The sequence below is a fragment of the Pseudomonas sp. MS01C9 genome, assembly GCF_058202755.1.
Genome location: NZ_CM177073.1, coordinates 3,777,677 through 3,794,230, shown reverse-complemented (window position 1 = coordinate 3,794,230; position 16,554 = coordinate 3,777,677). Strand labels below are relative to the sequence as shown.

Genomic DNA, 16,554 nt, shown 5'->3' with positions numbered 1-16,554 from the left:
GGTTCGGAAATTGCTATCTTTTTGCCGTCTACCGTTCTCACCATTGCCGGTAACAACACTTAACGCGCCACAAGCGCTCACCTTTGGTTCTAGGGACTCGATAATGAAAAAAGCACTGCTGACCCTTTCTGCACTGGCATTGTGCATGGCTGCTGGCGTCGCCACGGCCAAGGAATACAAGGAACTGCGTTTTGGTGTCGACCCGTCCTACGCCCCGTTTGAATCCAAGGCCGCCGATGGCAGCCTGGTCGGTTTCGACATCGACCTGGGCAACGCGATCTGCGAGGAACTGAAAGTCAAATGCAAATGGGTCGAAAGCGATTTCGACGGCATGATCCCGGGCCTGAAGGCCAATAAGTTCGACGGCGTGATTTCTTCCATGACCGTTACCCCGGCCCGGGAAAAAGTCATCGACTTCTCCAGCGAACTGTTCTCCGGCCCGACCGCCTACGTGTTCAAGAAAGGCTCGGGCCTGAGTGAAGACGTCGCTTCGCTCAAGGGCAAGACCATCGGCTACGAGCAAGGCACCATCCAGGAAGCCTACGCCAAGGCCGTGCTGGACAAGGCCGGCGTCAAGACCCAGGCCTACCAGAACCAGGACCAGGTCTACGCCGACCTGACCTCCGGCCGCCTCGACGGCGCGATCCAGGACATGCTCCAGGCCGAGCTGGGCTTCCTGAAATCGCCCAAGGGCGTCGACTATGAAGTCAGCAAGCCGGTGGACAGCGAACTGCTGCCGTCCAAGACCGCCATCGGTATCAAGAAAGGTAACAAAGAGCTGAAGGCGCTTTTGGACAAAGGTATCAAAGCGTTACACGATGACGGCAAGTACGCCGAAATCCAGAAAAAACACTTTGGCGATCTGAATCTGTACAGCGGCAAATAATGCGCGGCGCCCGTCCGGCCTCGGACGGGCGCTTTTTTTCTGCCAAAGGCATTCTCCATGTTCGAACAACTCCTACAAAATCTGGGGCTCTCGGCCTTCAGCCTGCAGGGTTTCGGCCCGCTGCTGATGCAAGGCACCTGGATGACCATCAAGTTGGCGGCCTTGTCCCTGTTGCTGAGTGTCCTGCTCGGCCTGCTGGGCGCCAGCGCCAAGCTGTCGCGCCTAAAACTGCTGCGAATTCCAGCCCAGCTCTACACCACGCTGATTCGCGGCGTACCGGACCTGGTGCTGATGCTGCTGATCTTCTACAGCCTGCAAACCTGGCTGACCTCTTTCACCGATTTCATGGAATGGGAATACATCGAGATCAACCCGTTCGGCGCCGGGGTCATCACCCTGGGCTTCATCTATGGCGCGTACTTCACCGAAACCTTTCGCGGCGCGATCCTCGCGGTTCCCCGGGGCCAGGTCGAAGCGGCCACGGCCTATGGCCTCAAGCGTGGCCAGCGCTTCCGTTTCGTCGTGTTCCCGCAAATGATGCGCTTCGCCCTGCCGGGCATCGGCAATAACTGGATGGTGATGCTCAAGGCCACCGCGCTGGTGTCGATCATCGGCCTGGCCGACCTGGTCAAGGCGGCCCAGGACGCGGGCAAGAGCACCTATCAGCTGTTCTACTTCCTGGTACTGGCGGCACTGATCTATCTGCTGATCACCAGTGCCTCCAATGTCATCCTGCGCTGGCTGGAACGTCGCTATGCCGCCGGAGCCCGGGAGGCCGTGCGATGATCGAACTCCTGCAGGAATACTGGCGACCGTTCCTTTACAGCGACGGCGTCAACGTCACGGGCCTGGCGATGACCTTGTGGTTGCTCAGCGCTTCGCTGCTGATCGGCTTCGTGATGTCCATCCCGCTGTCCATCGCCCGGGTCTCGCCCAGGTTCTACGTGCGCTGGCCGGTGCAGTTCTACACCTACCTGTTCCGCGGTACACCGCTCTATATCCAGTTGCTGATCTGCTACACCGGCATCTACAGCATCGCGGCGGTGCGCGCCCAGCCGTTGCTCGACAGCTTCTTCCGGGACGCGATGAACTGCACCATCCTGGCCTTCGCCCTGAACACCTGCGCCTACACCACGGAAATCTTCGCCGGGGCGATTCGCAGCATGAACCATGGCGAGGTGGAAGCGGCCAAGGCCTATGGCCTGACCGGCTGGAAACTGTACGCCTACGTGATCATGCCGTCGGCGCTGCGGCGCTCGCTGCCTTACTACAGCAACGAAGTGATCCTGATGCTGCACTCGACGACAGTGGCATTCACCGCTACCGTTCCAGACGTACTGAAAGTCGCCCGGGACGCCAACTCGGCCACCTTCCTGACTTTCCAGTCGTTCGGGATCGCCGCGTTGATCTACCTGAGCGTCACCTTTGCACTGGTGGGACTCTTCCGCCTCGCCGAACGTCGTTGGCTGGCCTTCCTCGGCCCGACTCACTAAGGTTCACGTAAATGCGCCACCAGATTCATGACCTGCTGGCCCCGCTGCCGGGGACCGCACGCAAGATCCACAGCTTTCACTTCGGCCCGGAAAACGCCGCCGGTAAAATCTACATCCAGTCATCCCTGCACGCCGACGAATTGCCCGGCATGCTGGTGGCCTGGCACCTCAAGCAACGCCTGGCGGAACTGGAAGCCTCCGGCCACCTGCGCCACGAAATCGTCCTGGTACCGGTGGCCAATCCCATCGGCCTGGAACAAGTGCTGATGGACGTACCCCTGGGCCGCTACGAGCTCGAGAGCGGGCAGAACTTCAATCGCCGGTTCGTCGACCTGAGCGAAGAAATCGGCAACGAGATCGAAGAGCTGCTGACCCAGGATCCACAACACAACCTGATGCTGATCCGCACCAGCCTGCGCGACGCCCTGGCCCGACAGACCGCCAGTACGCAACTGCAATCCCTGCGCCTGGTGCTGCAACGGCTGGCCTGCGACGCCGACATGGTGCTGGACCTGCATTGCGACTTCGAAGCCGTGGCCCACCTCTACACCACGCCCGAGGCCTGGCCCCAGGTCGAGCCGCTGGCCCGCTACATCGGCGCCGAGGCCTGCCTGCTGGCTACCGACTCGGGGGGCCAATCGTTCGACGAGTGCTTCACCCTGCTCTGGTGGCAGCTCAAGGAGCGCTTCGGCGACCGGTTCGAGATTCCCCTGGGCAGTTTTTCGGTCACCGTCGAATTGCGCGGCCAGGGCGACGTCAACCACGGCCTCGCGAGCCTGGACTGCCAGGCCCTGATCGAATACCTGATCCGCTACGGCGCCATCGAGGGCGAGCCGATGCCTTTGCCCGACCTGCCTTACCCGGCCACGCCCCTGGCCGGCGTCGAGCCGGTGGCGACGCCTGTCGGCGGGCTGCTGGTGTACAGCGCGCTGCCCGGCGAATACCTGGAGGCCGGGCAACTGGTGGCGCAAATCATCGACCCGGTCAACGACACCGTCACCCCCGTCCACTGCCGCAATGCCGGGCTGATGTATGCCCGCTCCCTGCGTCGCATGGCCACCGCCGGCATGGTGATCGCCCATGTCGCCGGCACCGAGGCCTACCGCAGCGGTTACCTACTTTCGCCTTGAGGATGCATGCTCCATGTACAAACTGACCATCGAAGGCCTGCACAAAAGCTATGGCCAACATCAGGTGCTCAAAGGCGTTTCCCTCAAGGCCAGGACCGGCGACGTCATCAGCCTGATCGGCGCCAGCGGTTCGGGGAAAAGCACCTTCCTGCGCTGCATCAACTTCCTGGAACAACCCAACGACGGCGCCATGAGCCTGGACGGCCAATCGATCCGCATGGTCAAGGATCACCACGGCATGCACGTGGCCGACCCGAACGAACTGCAACGCATCCGCACGCGCCTGGCCATGGTGTTCCAGCACTTCAACCTGTGGAGCCACATGACCGTACTGGAAAACATCACCATGGCGCCACGCCGGGTGCTGGGGGTCGACAAGCAGGAGGCCGAGGCCCGTGCCCGTCGCTACCTCGACAAGGTTGGCCTGCCGGCGCGGGTCGCCGAGCAATACCCGGCGTTTCTTTCCGGCGGCCAGCAACAGCGGGTGGCCATCGCCCGGGCCCTGGCGATGGAGCCGGAGGTGATGCTGTTCGACGAACCCACTTCCGCCCTGGACCCCGAGTTGGTGGGTGAAGTGCTGAAGGTCATCCAGGGCCTGGCCGAAGAAGGTCGGACCATGATCATGGTGACCCATGAAATGAGCTTCGCCCGCAAGGTCTCGAACCAGGTGCTGTTCCTGCATCAGGGGCTGGTGGAAGAAGAAGGCGCGCCGGAAGACGTGCTGGGCAATCCCAGGAGCGAACGACTCAAGCAGTTCCTCAGTGGCAACCTGAAATAACCCTCGGCGTAGCTGAATCGAGGGGCCAGCTACCGCTCTTGTGGCGAGGGGATTCATCCCCGTTGGGCTGCGCAGCTGCTCCTCAGTCGATCGCCTCGGTGCGTCTGGCAAATCATTCCTGAGCTTTCGGGCTGCTTCGCAGTCCAGCGGGGATGAATCCCTCGCCACAGGGTTCTTTAAAACCTTTCATAGCCCGCCGTGGTCTCTGAAGAAGGACTTTCAGGACGCGCGCGGCAGGCATGGCGACATCCAACAATTTCGCAAACCAGTGGTTCGGCGCCCGCGGCTGGAAGCCGTTCGCCTTTCAGAAACAGGTATGGGCCGCGGTAAAACGAGGCGACTGCGGGCTGCTGCACGCCAGCACCGGCGCGGGCAAGACCTACGCGGTATGGTTTGCCGCCCTCGATCGTTTTGCCCATCCGGCACCGCCGCCGGATAAACCTCGCAAACGCAAGCCACCGGCCGAACCGCTGACCGTCCTGTGGATCACGCCCATGCGGGCGCTGGCCGCCGACACCGGCAAGGCACTCGAAGCACCGCTGGCGCCGCTGCAGATCAACTGGAGCGTCGGACTGCGCACCGGGGACACCAGCGCCAGCGAACGGGCCCGCCAGGGCAGGCGCCTGCCTACCGCGCTGATCACCACGCCTGAAAGCCTGACCCTGCTGCTTGCCCGGGCCGATGCGCAAGCCGCCGTCTCGACCTTGCGCATGGTCGTAGTGGACGAATGGCACGAGCTGCTCGGCAACAAGCGCGGCGTGCAGCTGCAGCTGGCTTTGGCGCGCTTGCGGCACTGGCACCCCGGACTCATCGTCTGGGGGGTGTCCGCCACCCTCGGCAACCAGGCCCACGCCGAGCAGGTATTGATTCCCCAAGGCAACGGGGTCAGCGTGCAAGGAGCCAACGCCAAGGCATTGCAAGTCGACACGCTGATCCCTCCCGCCCTCGAACGGTTCCCCTGGGCCGGACACATCGGCCTGAAGATGCTGCCCCAGGTCGTCGCCGAAATCGAGGCCAGCAGCAGTTGCCTGGTCTTCACCAACACCCGGGCCCAATCGGAGATCTGGTACCAGGCCTTGCTGGAAGCCAGGCCCGACTGGGCCGGCCTGATCGCATTGCATCACAGCTCGCTGTCCCGCGAGACCCGGGATTGGGTCGAACGGGCCCTGAAGGACGGCCAGCTCAGGGCCGTGGTATGCACCTCGAGCCTGGATCTGGGGGTGGATTTCCTGCCGGTGGAGCGGGCGCTGCAGATCGGCTCGGCCAAGGGCGTGGCACGGCTGATGCAGCGAGCCGGACGCTCCGGCCACGCGCCGGGCCGGACCTCGCGGGTCACCCTGGTGCCGACCCACAGCCTGGAACTGATCGAGGCGGCCGCCGCCCAGGATGCCGTGGCGCAACGGCGCATCGAACCTCGGGAATCGCCCCACAAGCCTCTGGATGTCCTGGTGCAACATCTGGTCAGCATGGCCCTGGGCGGCGGCTTCATTCCCGAGGCGTTGTTCGAGGAAGTACGGGGTGCCTGGGCCTATCGCGACCTGAACGCAGCCGAATGGGCCTGGGCCCTGGCGTTCGTGCGCCATGGCGGCCTGTCGTTGACAGCCTACCCCGACTACCGAAGGGTAGAGCCCGACGAACAGGGCGTCTGGCGGGTACCCGACGCACGCCTGGCCCGGCGCCATCGCATGAGCATCGGCACCATCGTCAGCGACGCCAGCCTGCAGCTGAAATTCTGGAGCAAGGGTGGAGGCGGCAAGACCCTGGGCAGCGTGGAGGAAGGCTTCATCGCCCGCCTGCGTCCCGGTGACGGTTTTCTCTTCGCCGGGCGCTTGCTGGAGTTGGTGCGAGTCGAAGACATGACCGCCTATGTACGTCGCAGCCAGGCGAAAAAGGCCGCCGTGCCACGCTGGAACGGCGGGCGGATGCCACTTTCCAGCGAACTGGCCGCCGCCGTGGTGGCACGCCTGAGCGAAGCCGCCGCGGGGCGTTTCCAGGGGCCGGAAATGCAGGCAGTGCAACCGCTGCTGTCGACCCAGCAGCGCTGGTCCGGCTTGCCCACGCAGCAGACGCTGCTGGCCGAGACCCTGAAATCCCGTGAAGGCTGGCATCTGTTCCTGTATCCGTTCGCCGGACGCCAGGTGCACCTGGGGCTTGCCAGCCTGCTGGCGTGGCGCATCAGCCAGCGGCAGCCCCTGACGTTTTCCATCGCGGTCAACGATTACGGCCTGGAACTGCTCAGCGCCACGGCGGTGGATTGGTCGCGACAGCTCGATGGCGCGCTCCTGAGCACGGACAACCTGCTGGCCGACGTGCTTGCCAGTCTCAATGCCGGGGAACTGGCCCTGCGGCGCTTTCGTGAAATCGCCCGGATCGCCGGACTGGTATTCGCCGGTTACCCCGGCGCGCCCAAAAGTACCCGGCAGGTCCAGGCGTCCAGCGGGTTGTTCTTTCAGGTGTTCAAGCAATACGACGCCGATAACCTCTTGCTGGCCCAGGCCGGGGAAGAGGTCCTGCGTGAAGAACTGGATATACGTCGACTGGAGCAGACCTTGGAACGCCTCGATACCCTGACACTGGACCTGCATGCCATCCAGCGCCCCACTCCCCTGGGGTTCCCGTTGCTGGTGGAGCGGTTCAGGGAGAGCATGAGTTCGGAAAAACTGGCCGATCGGATCCGCCGGATGGTCAGCGAGCTGGAAGAAACCGCCGATCGGGGTGATCGCTGATGCCCGCCCCGTATCCTGTCCATCTGGCCGGCGAAGAACTCTGGCTGTTGCCCCAGAAAGCCCTGTACTGGCCCGCCCAGGAAACCCTGATGGTGGCGGATGCCCATTTCGGCAAGGCCGCCGCCTACCGCAGCCTCGGCCAGCCAGTGCCACACGGCACCACCGCCAGCAACATCGAGGCCCTGGACTCGCTGCTGGCAAGCCTGCCGTGCCGGCAACTGATCTTCCTTGGGGATTTTCTCCACGGCCCGGGATCCCATGCGCCGGGCACCCTGAAGGCGCTTTCCCAATGGCGTGAACGACATCCGCACCTGGCGATCACGCTGATTCGCGGCAACCACGACAAGCGCGCCGGCGACCCACCGCCCGCGCTGAACATTCGCGTCGTACCGGAGCCTTTGCTGCTGGGCCCTTTCGCTGTGCAGCACGAGCCCGAGCCACACCCGAGCCGTCATGTCCTGGCCGGGCACGTGCACCCGGTCTACCACCTCAGTGGAAAGGGGCGCCAGCGCCTTCGCCTGGCCTGTTTTCGCCTGGGCAGCGAGATCAGCCTCCTGCCCGCCTTTGGCGCGTTCACAGGGGGTTATCGGATCGAGCAGGGCAACGACTGCCGGATATTCGTGATCGGCGACAACGAAATCTGGCCCATCGACTGAAACACTGCCGGTGTTCGATCGATGGGCCAGCCTTTCGTCAGGCTACAGGGGCGGGAGGCGGCTCGTCCGGCAAGGTCGGCTCGCCGGGTTCGGTGGGTTGCTCGTTGGGGGTGTCGGGATCGGGTTGGCCGGGTATGCCTCCCGCTGCTTCGACAGGGTGGGCCAGCAAGGACCAAGCCAGGACGCCGATCTGGTTGGGCTCAAGCCTTGCCAGTTCGGCACTGATGCGCGGATCGATCTTCATAGAGCTACTCCTGAGCGAAGGCCCGTCGCGCTGAGGCAAAAACGGGCAGTACATCTGGATAGAGTGTCTGCCCGCTCAGGAATTCCAACAACTCGTCAGAATCAGGTACGCGGCAATGTCACACCGCGTTGACCCTGGTATTTGCCGCCACGGTCCTTGTAGGACACTTCGCACTCTTCATCGGACTCGAGGAACAGCATCTGCGCCACGCCTTCGTTGGCGTAGATTTTCGCCGGCAGGGTGGTGGTGTTGGAAAACTCCAGGGTCACGTGCCCTTCCCACTCCGGTTCCAGCGGCGTGACGTTGACGATGATGCCGCAACGGGCATAGGTGCTCTTGCCCAGGCAGATGGTCAACACGTTGCGCGGGATGCGGAAGTACTCGACCGTGCGTGCCAGGGCGAAGGAGTTCGGTGGGATGATGCAGACGTCGCTCTTGATGTCGACGAAACTCTTCTCGTCGAAGTTCTTCGGGTCGACAGTGGCCGAATTGATGTTGGTGAACACCTTGAACTCATCGGCGCAGCGTACGTCGTAGCCGTAGCTGGAGACACCGAAGGAAATCAGCCGGTCGGCGCCTTCGCCACGCATCTGGCGCTCCACGAAAGGCTCGATCATGCCGTGCTCTTGCGCCATGCGGCGAATCCACTTGTCCGATTTGATGCTCATGGCGGGTGTCCTGATAGCGAGGTGGAGAAAAACTGTCCGGCATCTTACCGGGGCGCGGGACGGGTTCAAAGTGCAGCGAGCAAATCTCGCCGATCCGCCTTGATTTACGGGGCCTGCCGGCAATCGCGCGCGCCGTCAGTCACTAAAACCGAGAAACCTTCGCAAAGACCATTGGCACGTTACGGAAAAAGGGTTAAGGTGGCGTCACTGTGCTGCTTGTGTCACTGAGAATCTCTACACGATATGTTGAATTTCGATCCAACCATCTACAAGAATTTTTCCTGCTCTTTGCACTCAGTCTCGGCCAGGGTTCTTCCTGAGTCGCAGTTATCTTTGTCCAAGGAGTTACACCATGTCTAATCGCCAAACCGGTACCGTCAAGTGGTTCAACGATGAAAAAGGCTTCGGCTTCATCACCCCACAATCCGGTGACGATCTGTTCGTACACTTCAAAGCCATCCAATCTGACGGCTTCAAAAGCCTGAAAGAAGGCCAGCAGGTTTCTTTCGTCGCTACCCGCGGCCAGAAAGGCATGCAAGCTGAAGAAGTAACAGTTATCTAACTGTTCCTGATCCAGCAAAAGCCCCGCCCTCAAAAGCGGGGCTTTTTTATGCCTGCCTGCTTTAACCAGGCACAAAAAAACTGTGGGAGCGAGCCTGCTCGCGATAGCCATTTGTCAGTCAGCCTGGGTATGGCTGATCTGCCGCTATCGCGAGCAGGCTCGCTCCCACAGGGTTTATCCCTGGCCCGGGATTACCAGGTCACGCCAAACCCGGCCGTGTAGCGGGTCTTGCTCAGGTCGCTGTCCTCGGTGCCCTCGATGACATCCTTCTCGGCCTTGAGGTTGAGCGATGCCCAGTCGGTGACCTTGTAGCGCAGCCCCACCTCGGCGTCATAGGCATACTCCGCGACCCCGGACAGCGGCTTGCCCACTTCGCCGTTGGTAAAGAACTCGACGCGCTTGCCTATGAGATAGCGGTTGTAGTCCCACTTCATGGCAACGGAATAGAAATTGTCCTTGCCGCCGTCCCGGTACTCGTAGTCCGTGCGGTTCAACAGCGAGCCCAGCGAGAACGCCCCGAGTTCGTCATCCCAGAACTGATAGCCCGGACCGGTACCCACCACGCGCTGGCGGGCCAGGTCTTCGACCTTGTCGCGCTTGTAATTGAGGCGACCCTGCCAGAACCACTTGTCCGTCAGGAACCGGTCCAGGGAATATTCCAGCCTCCAGTTATCGGCCGAAACCACGTCATCCTGGAATTCACGGTTGTATTCGCCCTCGGCGGTATGCCGCCATCGGCCATGGCGCGCCGAAGTCTTGAAATCGATGTCGTAATCGTCGGTATCGTTTTCCGCGCGTTGATAATCCAGCGCGGCATCGATGTTGCCCTTCCACACCAGGTCTTCGACCACCGGCTTGGGCTTGAGAATCTGCTGGATACTCGCCAATTCCACCGTCTTGGGTTCGTCACCGTTGGCCAGGGTGACCTTGCCGTCGTCGGCCGCTTGCAGGGCCTTGGCTTTTTCACCGGAGTAGGCGTCCTGCTTGACCAGTAGCTGCTGGTCGCTCTCAAGGGTCTTGACCTGGTTCCAGTCGATGGGGACCGCACCCGCATACTCGGTCTGGATCAGCAATTTGCCGCCATCGAAAACGGTGATCTTTCCGCTAAGCTTGTCGCCGTTCTTCAGCCAGACGGTATCGGCAAGCAAGGGCATGGAGGCGCTGGTGACAGCTAGGCATAACAGGGTTCTGGACAACATAAGCGATAATGGGCTCAAGTTTTCGGTGAAAAGGCGGCATTATCCCCCGGGATGACACCTCAGCAACGACTGACCCGCGTATGGGGAATGAGTTCATTTCTCAACCGGTCCTGTAGGAATTAATCTACGGACGGACACTTCTTTCAGGAAAACCCAATGTGACTGATCTTCCAGCGGCCACCGAAGACGCCGCGCAAATCCGCCGCACCACTCTTTACCTGACCCTGGCGCAGGTGCCGGCCGGCAAGGTGGTCACCTATGGTCAGCTCGCCGAAATGGCCGGCCTGGGCCGTGCGGCCCGCTGGGTCGGCCGAACCCTCAGCCAGTTGCCCGAGGACACCCGACTGCCCTGGCACCGGGTGCTGGGTGCCGGCGGTCGGATCAGCCTGCCGGCGGGCAGCGCTTCAGGGGACGAACAGCGGGCACGCCTGCGCCTGGAGGGCATCAGTGTCCTGAACAATCGTGTTGATATTCGGCGTCATGGCTGGCGCCCGGTAGAGCACAGCGGTTAGAGTGCGCGCTTTGTTTTCGCAATTTTTGAGGCAGACTTCAGCCCATGCCCCGTAAAACCTGGCGCGCCGCCCTCGCCGCCTATGCCAGTCCCTCGACGCTCGTGCTGTTGCTGCTTGGCTTCGCCGCCGGCTTGCCCTACATGCTGGTGTTTTCCACGCTTTCGGTCTGGTTGCGCGAGGCTGGCGTGGCCCGCGAAACCATCGGCTACGCGAGCCTGATCGGCCTGGCATACGCCTTCAAGTGGGTCTGGTCGCCGCTGCTCGACCAGTGGCGCCTGCCACTGCTGGGCAAACTGGGGCGACGCCGTTCCTGGCTGGTGCTCTCCCAGGGCCTGGTGATCCTGGGCCTGATCGGCATGGGTTTCTGCGACCCGCAAAAACACCTCTCCTGGTTGATCGCCATCGCGGTGATCGTGGCCTTCGCCTCGGCCACCCAGGACATCGCCGTCGACGCCTATCGCCTGGAGATCGTCGACGACACCCGCCAGGCAGCCCTGGCCGCCAGCTACATGTCCGGCTATCGGGTCGCCGCGTTGCTGGCCACTGCGGGCGCCCTGTTCTTCGCCGAAGGATTTGGCTCCACCGGCTTCAGCTACAAGCACTCGGCCTGGGCCGGCACCTACCTGTTGTTCGGCGTGCTGATGGTGCCGGCCCTGCTCACCTCGCTGTTCATGCGCGAACCGCCTGTGCCGTTGCGCACGCAACTGCAGGCCGGACGCTACACCTTCGTCCACCAGCTGGCGTCGGTGTTCGTGCTCATCGTGCTGCTGGTGTCGGTCCCGGCCATGTTCACCCAGCTCTACAACACCGATTTCGCCAGCGTGCTGTTCGAAGGGGTGAGCCTGCTGGACCTGCTGCTCGAAGATCGCGCCTTCCTGCGGGCCATCCTCTACATCATCCTGACCGCCATGTGCCTGTCGGCCATGGGGCGCCGCGGGTTGGCGCCGGTGCTGACGCCCATCAACGATTTCATCCTGCGCTATCGCTGGCAGGCGCTGCTGCTGCTCGGACTGATCGCCACGTACCGGATGTCCGACACCGTGATGGGCGTCATGGCCAACGTGTTCTACATCGACCAGGGCTTCACCAAGGACCAGATCGCCAGCGTCAGCAAGATCTTCGGGTTGATCATGACCCTCGTCGGCGCCGGCATGGGCGGCCTGCTGATCGTGCGCTTCGGCATCCTGCCGATCCTGCTCATCGGTGGCATCGCCTCGGCCGCCACCAATATCCTGTTCCTGATCCTCACCGACATGGGCCCCAACCTGAACATGCTGGTGGTGACCATCTCGCTGGACAACTTCAGCTCGGGCCTCGCCACCTCGGCATTCGTGGCGTACCTGTCGAGCCTGACCAACCTGAAATTCTCTGCCACCCAGTACGCCTTGCTCAGCTCGATCATGCTGTTGCTGCCACGCTTGATCGGCGGCTATTCCGGGGTGATGGTGGAAAAGTTCGGCTACCATAACTTCTTCCTGATCACCGCCCTGCTGGGTGTGCCGACCCTGCTGCTGATCGGCCTGCACTGGTTCCAGGAGAACCGTCGCCAGGGCGAAACCACGCCTGTGGAGCCGGCACCCACCCGACCCGCGGAAGATTCGTAGGAAACTTCAGTAACCGCCGGGGAAACCGGCGTTCGCACCCGGGGAGCAGCCACGCGCCTGTACGCCAGGGCATCTCGCCCGTACAATGCTCCGTCACTTCCAGTCATCAGCAACCGACAACGGCCAACCATGCGCACCAGTCAATTTTTGCTCGCCACACAGAAAGAAACGCCTTCCGACGCCGTCGTGATCAGCCATCAACTGATGCTGCGTGCCGGCATGATCCGCAAACTCGCTTCGGGCCTGTACACCTGGCTGCCGATGGGCCTGCGAGTCATGCGCAAGGTGGAAGCCATCGTGCGTGAAGAAATGAACGCCGCCGGCTCTCTGGAAGTGTTGATGCCGGGCACCCAACCGGCCGAGTTGTGGCAGGAGTCCGGGCGCTGGGAAGAGTACGGCCCCGAGTTGCTGCGCATCAAGGACCGCCACGGTCGCGACTTTTGCGCCGGCCCGACTCACGAGGAAGTGATCACCGACCTGATGCGCAACGAGTTGAGCAGCTACAAGCAGCTGCCCATCAACCTGTATCAGATCCAGACCAAGTTCCGTGACGAGATCCGTCCACGTTTCGGCCTGATGCGCGGGCGCGAATTCATCATGAAGGACGCCTACTCGTTCCATACCGACCTGGCATCGCTGCAGGTCACCTACGACCGCATGCACCAGGCGTACTGCAACGTATTCACCCGCCTGGGCCTGAAGTTCCGGCCGGTCGAGGCCGACAACGGCTCCATCGGCGGCGCGGGCTCCCACGAGTTCCACGTACTGGCCGAATCCGGCGAAGACGACATCGTCTTCAGCAACGGCTCGGACTACGCCGCCAACATCGAGAAAGCCGAAGCCGTGCCACGGGAAACCTTCCGTCCCGCGCCGAGCGAAGAGCTGCGCCTGGTGGACACCCCGAACACCAAGACCATCGCCCAACTGGTGGAAGGCTACAACCTGCCCATCGAGCGCACCATCAAGACCCTGATCGTCCGCGCCGAAGAAGAGGGCAAGCTGATCGCCCTGATCATCCGTGGCGACCATGAGCTGAACGAAATCAAGGCCGCCAACCAGCCAGGCGTCGCCAGCCCGCTGGTCATGGCCACCGACGCCGAGCTGCGCGATGCCATCGGCGCCGGTGCCGGCTCCCTTGGCCCGCTGAACCTGCCGCTGCCGATCATCATCGACCGCTCGGTGGCATTGATGAGCGACTTCGCCATCGGCGCCAACATCGACGACAAGCACTATTTCGGCGTGAACTGGGAACGTGACCTGCCCGTTCCTACCGTCGCCGACCTGCGCAACGTCGTGGCGGGCGACCCGAGCCCGGACGGCAAGGGCGTGCTGGAAATCAAGCGCGGCATCGAAGTCGGGCACATCTTCCAGCTGGGCAACAAGTACAGCAAGGCGATGAAGTGCGAAGTGCTGGGCGAGAATGGCAAGCCGGTCACCCTGGAAATGGGTTGCTACGGTATCGGCGTCTCCCGTGTCGTGGCGGCGGCCATCGAGCAGAACAACGACGAGAAAGGCATCATCTGGAGCGACGCCCTGGCGCCGTTCCAGATCGCCCTGGTGCCGTTGCGCTACGAGACCGACCTGGTACGCGAAGCCACCGACAAGCTCTACGCCGAACTGACGGCCGCCGGCTTCGAAGTGCTGCTGGACGATCGCGACAAGAAAACCAGCCCCGGCATCAAGTTCGCGGACATGGAACTGATCGGCATCCCGCACCGGATCGTCGTCAGTGATCGCGGCCTGGCCGAAGGCAACCTGGAATACAAGAGCCGTACCGAGGCCGAGCCGCAAGCGCTGCCGGTCGCCGACGTGCTCTCTTTCCTCCAGGCTCGTATCCGCCGCTGACACCAGATAGAGACGTCATGTTCAAGCGAAACACCTTAGGCCTCGGTGGCGCCGCATTGTGCGGCGCCCTGTTGGTCAGCGGCTGCGCCAACCAGATGTCGCAACGCAGCGAGCACGAAGAGCGGGTCGAGCGCAAACTGCTCGATCACAGCCTGCAGATCGACGTGGGCGAACCCAAGGTGCTCGACCTGCCGCAGCGCCGGGTACGCATCAACGAGCAGAAGACCTTCGAGGTCACCGAGTTCGAGGTCACGCGCCATTACGACCGCTACACGCCCTACCAGCCCTGGCGGGAGATCTACGAGATCCCCCTCGGCGCCGTGGCGGTAGTGGCCGGCATCGGCGCGAACGTGGCCAATGTGCTCACCCTGGGCAACGTGCCTGACAGCGCGACCCACGACTGGATCAGCTACGGTGTCGCCGGGCTCAATCCGTTCATGAACGCGCCATCCCATGGCCGCGCCCAACAGAACCTTGCCGGCATCGACGAAGTCCAGCGCGACAAGCGTACCGAATATTCGAGCCTGCCCTGGAGCGAACGCCCCGTGCAGGTCAAGGCTGCGCGGCAGACCTTCGAGCTGAGCACCGACCGCAACGGTGTGCTGCGCTTGAACCTGCTGGAAAGCCCGTTCGCCGAGCATGACCCGAGCCATCTGGGCAAGTTGCAGATCAGCGTGACGGACACCCTGGACGAAGTGCATACCGATTCGTCCCTGAGCATCAGCAGCAACCTGCGCAGCAAGCTGGTGGAAGCCCATGCCTTGATCTATGACGACCTGGAAGACGACGAAGTGAGCCAGTGGGTCCACCGGGTCAAGCGCCTGTCGGAGCTGGGCCTGGAAGAAGAAGCCAGCGAGCTGGAGCAGAGCCTGATCGAGCTGACCCGCAATGATCCGGAATTGCAGACTGAATTCCTCAAAGCCCTGACCAAGGACGGCGGGCGGCTGGTGGCGGATCCGGGCGCCAATTGAAGCCAAAGCACCAAGAATCCGAAGCAGTCCCTGTGGCGAGGGGATTAAGCAAACCGTCGCAACGCCCCGCTGGGCTGCGAAGCAGCCCTAAAACCTGACAGCCCTGTATATCAGACGGATTGCATGCATTACTCGGGGGCTGCTTCGCAGCCCAACGGGGATGAATCCCCTTACCACAGGGAACGCCTGGCGAGCCCTCACCGCTCGAACAACTCCAACTGTTCGTACCCGCCCCGCAAGTCCTCCAGCCGCACCCCGATCCCCAACAGCCGTACCGGCTTGCCACCGCGATTGAATGCCTGGGTCATGAGCGATTGATAACTGCCCAGGTCCCGCCCTGCCCCCGCCTGTTCGAGGGTGGTCTGGGTGAAGTCATGGAATTTCACTTTGACGAACGGCTTGCCGGGACGATAGCTGCTGTCGATGCGAGCCATGCGCCCACTCAGGGTCTGCATCAGCTCCGGCAGCTTGTCGAGGCAGCTGGCCAGATCGGGCAGGTCCACATCGTAGGTGTTCTCCACGCTGATGGACTGTCGCCGACTGTCGTTGTGCACCAGGCGCTCATCGATTCCACGGGCCAGGTTCCAGAGCCGCTCTCCGAAACTGCCGAACTCACGCACCAACGCCAACTTGTCCCACTGACGCAACTGCAGGCAATCGACGATCCCGAGACGGTTCAGTTTGTCGGCGGTGACCTTGCCGACGCCGTGAAGCTTGCTGACCGGCAGGGCCGAGACGAAGTCCTCCACCTGATCCGGCGTGATGACGAACAGGCCATTGGGTTTCTTCCAGTCGCTGGCGATCTTGGCGAGGAATTTGTTTGGCGCAACACCGGCCGACACCGTGATGTGCAATTGATTGGAGACCCTGCGACGAATGTCCTGAGCGATACGGGTGGCACTGCCGCCGAAATGGGCACTGGCGGAAACGTCCAGGTAGGCCTCATCCAGGGACAGGGGCTCGATCAGGTCCGTGTAATCGCTGAAGATCGTGTGGATTTCCTTCGACGCCTCCCGATAGGCGTCCATCCGAGGCTTGACGATGGTCAGGTCGGGACAGAGTTTCAAGGCATGGCCGGACGACATAGCCGAACGCACACCATAGGCCCGTGCTTCATAGTTGCAGGTCGCAATCACGCCGCGTCGATCCGCCGAGCCGCCGACTGCCATGGGCTTGCCGGCCAGTCGCGGGTCATCGCGCATCTCGATGGCGGCATAGAAGCAGTCACAGTCGACGTGGATGATTTTGCGTTGCGTCATAGCGAAACGAGATGTGGAATA

At 62.4% G+C, this 16,554-nt stretch carries 16 protein-coding genes; 12 read left to right on the top strand and 4 right to left on the bottom strand.

Annotated elements, in window-relative coordinates:
• Positions 1–103 precede the first annotated feature (103 nt).
• From AC1M7R_RS17315 to pdeM, 7 genes are all read left to right on the top strand, one after another.
• The gene (locus tag AC1M7R_RS17315; RefSeq protein ID WP_072387771.1) at positions 104–886 is read left to right on the top strand and encodes a transporter substrate-binding domain-containing protein; all 783 of its coding nucleotides are present in this window, start codon (positions 104–106) and stop codon (positions 884–886) included.
• A 57-nt stretch (positions 887–943) separates the two neighbouring features.
• Complete coding sequence (locus AC1M7R_RS17310) at positions 944–1,672, top strand: ABC transporter permease (protein WP_072387773.1); 729 nt, start codon at positions 944–946, stop codon at positions 1,670–1,672.
• Positions 1,669–2,379, top strand: coding sequence for an ABC transporter permease (locus AC1M7R_RS17305; RefSeq protein WP_072387775.1), 711 nt, complete (start codon positions 1,669–1,671; stop codon positions 2,377–2,379). Before AC1M7R_RS17310 ends, AC1M7R_RS17305 begins: the two co-directional genes overlap by 4 nt.
• Before the next feature lie 11 nt (positions 2,380–2,390).
• Positions 2,391–3,509 (top strand): succinylglutamate desuccinylase/aspartoacylase family protein, encoded by a 1,119-nt coding sequence (locus AC1M7R_RS17300; protein WP_072387777.1) that lies wholly within the window; start codon positions 2,391–2,393, stop codon positions 3,507–3,509.
• A 13-nt stretch (positions 3,510–3,522) separates the two neighbouring features.
• Complete coding sequence (locus AC1M7R_RS17295; RefSeq protein ID WP_072387779.1) at positions 3,523–4,287, top strand: ABC transporter ATP-binding protein; 765 nt, start codon at positions 3,523–3,525, stop codon at positions 4,285–4,287.
• 239 nt (positions 4,288–4,526) lie between these two features.
• Positions 4,527–7,013 carry a ligase-associated DNA damage response DEXH box helicase gene (locus tag AC1M7R_RS17290; RefSeq protein ID WP_490609770.1) on the top strand — a complete coding sequence of 829 codons (2,487 nt, stop codon included), beginning with the start codon at positions 4,527–4,529 and terminating at the stop codon, positions 7,011–7,013.
• Positions 7,013–7,669 carry a ligase-associated DNA damage response endonuclease PdeM gene (gene pdeM / locus AC1M7R_RS17285; protein ID WP_490609769.1) on the top strand — a complete coding sequence of 219 codons (657 nt, stop codon included), beginning with the start codon at positions 7,013–7,015 and terminating at the stop codon, positions 7,667–7,669. Before AC1M7R_RS17290 ends, pdeM begins: the two co-directional genes overlap by 1 nt.
• A gap of 37 nt (positions 7,670–7,706) precedes the next feature.
• Here the strand turns inward: pdeM and AC1M7R_RS17280 are convergent, their stop codons facing one another.
• Together AC1M7R_RS17280 and dcd are read right to left on the bottom strand one after the other, a co-directional pair.
• Entirely contained in the window at positions 7,707–7,913 is a 207-nt protein-coding gene (locus AC1M7R_RS17280) for a hypothetical protein (RefSeq protein WP_072387785.1), read from the bottom strand.
• Between the two features lie 101 nt (positions 7,914–8,014).
• Positions 8,015–8,581 carry a dCTP deaminase gene (dcd, locus tag AC1M7R_RS17275; RefSeq protein WP_017126297.1) on the bottom strand — a complete coding sequence of 189 codons (567 nt, stop codon included), beginning with the start codon at positions 8,579–8,581 and terminating at the stop codon, positions 8,015–8,017.
• A 352-nt stretch (positions 8,582–8,933) separates the two neighbouring features.
• Here dcd and AC1M7R_RS17270 point away from each other — a divergent pair, with 352 nt between their 5' ends.
• Positions 8,934–9,143: a cold-shock protein gene (locus AC1M7R_RS17270; RefSeq protein ID WP_024780123.1), complete on the top strand. Its 210-nt coding sequence runs from the start codon at positions 8,934–8,936 to the stop codon at positions 9,141–9,143.
• Positions 9,144–9,334: 191 nt separating this feature from the next.
• Here AC1M7R_RS17270 and AC1M7R_RS17265 read toward each other — a convergent pair whose 3' ends face one another.
• Positions 9,335–10,342 (bottom strand): DUF481 domain-containing protein, encoded by a 1,008-nt coding sequence (locus AC1M7R_RS17265; RefSeq protein ID WP_072387787.1) that lies wholly within the window; start codon positions 10,340–10,342, stop codon positions 9,335–9,337.
• 158 nt (positions 10,343–10,500) lie between these two features.
• Between AC1M7R_RS17265 and AC1M7R_RS17260 the strand changes: the two genes are divergently transcribed.
• From AC1M7R_RS17260 to AC1M7R_RS17245, 4 genes are all read left to right on the top strand, one after another.
• A complete protein-coding gene (locus tag AC1M7R_RS17260; RefSeq protein ID WP_072387788.1) occupies positions 10,501–10,854 on the top strand; it encodes an MGMT family protein in 354 nt (117 codons plus the stop codon).
• A gap of 44 nt (positions 10,855–10,898) precedes the next feature.
• Entirely contained in the window at positions 10,899–12,458 is a 1,560-nt protein-coding gene (locus AC1M7R_RS17255; protein WP_072387789.1) for an AmpG family muropeptide MFS transporter, read from the top strand.
• A 129-nt stretch (positions 12,459–12,587) separates the two neighbouring features.
• Positions 12,588–14,303 (top strand): proline--tRNA ligase, encoded by a 1,716-nt coding sequence (locus tag AC1M7R_RS17250; protein ID WP_072387790.1) that lies wholly within the window; start codon positions 12,588–12,590, stop codon positions 14,301–14,303.
• Positions 14,304–14,320: 17 nt separating this feature from the next.
• The gene (locus tag AC1M7R_RS17245; protein ID WP_072387791.1) at positions 14,321–15,274 is read left to right on the top strand and encodes a hypothetical protein; all 954 of its coding nucleotides are present in this window, start codon (positions 14,321–14,323) and stop codon (positions 15,272–15,274) included.
• A gap of 197 nt (positions 15,275–15,471) precedes the next feature.
• Here the strand turns inward: AC1M7R_RS17245 and dinB are convergent, their stop codons facing one another.
• Entirely contained in the window at positions 15,472–16,533 is a 1,062-nt protein-coding gene (gene dinB, locus AC1M7R_RS17240) for a DNA polymerase IV (RefSeq protein WP_072387793.1), read from the bottom strand.
• Positions 16,534–16,554: the final 21 nt, after the last annotated feature.

Bases quoted from the DNA above. Each gene is read 5' to 3' on its own strand.
- AC1M7R_RS17315 (WP_072387771.1), top strand. From the start codon at position 104: ATGAAAAAAGCACTGCTGACCCTTTCTGCACTGGCATTGTGCATGGCT.
- AC1M7R_RS17310 (WP_072387773.1), top strand. From the start codon at position 944: ATGTTCGAACAACTCCTACAAAATCTGGGGCTCTCGGCCTTCAGCCTG.
- AC1M7R_RS17305 (WP_072387775.1), top strand. From the start codon at position 1,669: ATGATCGAACTCCTGCAGGAATACTGGCGACCGTTCCTTTACAGCGAC.
- AC1M7R_RS17300 (WP_072387777.1), top strand. From the start codon at position 2,391: ATGCGCCACCAGATTCATGACCTGCTGGCCCCGCTGCCGGGGACCGCA.
- AC1M7R_RS17295 (WP_072387779.1), top strand. From the start codon at position 3,523: ATGTACAAACTGACCATCGAAGGCCTGCACAAAAGCTATGGCCAACAT.
- AC1M7R_RS17290 (WP_490609770.1), top strand. From the start codon at position 4,527: ATGGCGACATCCAACAATTTCGCAAACCAGTGGTTCGGCGCCCGCGGC.
- pdeM (WP_490609769.1), top strand. From the start codon at position 7,013: ATGCCCGCCCCGTATCCTGTCCATCTGGCCGGCGAAGAACTCTGGCTG.
- AC1M7R_RS17280 (WP_072387785.1), bottom strand. From the start codon at position 7,913: ATGAAGATCGATCCGCGCATCAGTGCCGAACTGGCAAGGCTTGAGCCC.
- dcd (WP_017126297.1), bottom strand. From the start codon at position 8,581: ATGAGCATCAAATCGGACAAGTGGATTCGCCGCATGGCGCAAGAGCAC.
- AC1M7R_RS17270 (WP_024780123.1), top strand. From the start codon at position 8,934: ATGTCTAATCGCCAAACCGGTACCGTCAAGTGGTTCAACGATGAAAAA.
- AC1M7R_RS17265 (WP_072387787.1), bottom strand. From the start codon at position 10,342: ATGTTGTCCAGAACCCTGTTATGCCTAGCTGTCACCAGCGCCTCCATG.
- AC1M7R_RS17255 (WP_072387789.1), top strand. From the start codon at position 10,899: ATGCCCCGTAAAACCTGGCGCGCCGCCCTCGCCGCCTATGCCAGTCCC.
- AC1M7R_RS17250 (WP_072387790.1), top strand. From the start codon at position 12,588: ATGCGCACCAGTCAATTTTTGCTCGCCACACAGAAAGAAACGCCTTCC.
- AC1M7R_RS17245 (WP_072387791.1), top strand. From the start codon at position 14,321: ATGTTCAAGCGAAACACCTTAGGCCTCGGTGGCGCCGCATTGTGCGGC.
- dinB (WP_072387793.1), bottom strand. From the start codon at position 16,533: ATGACGCAACGCAAAATCATCCACGTCGACTGTGACTGCTTCTATGCC.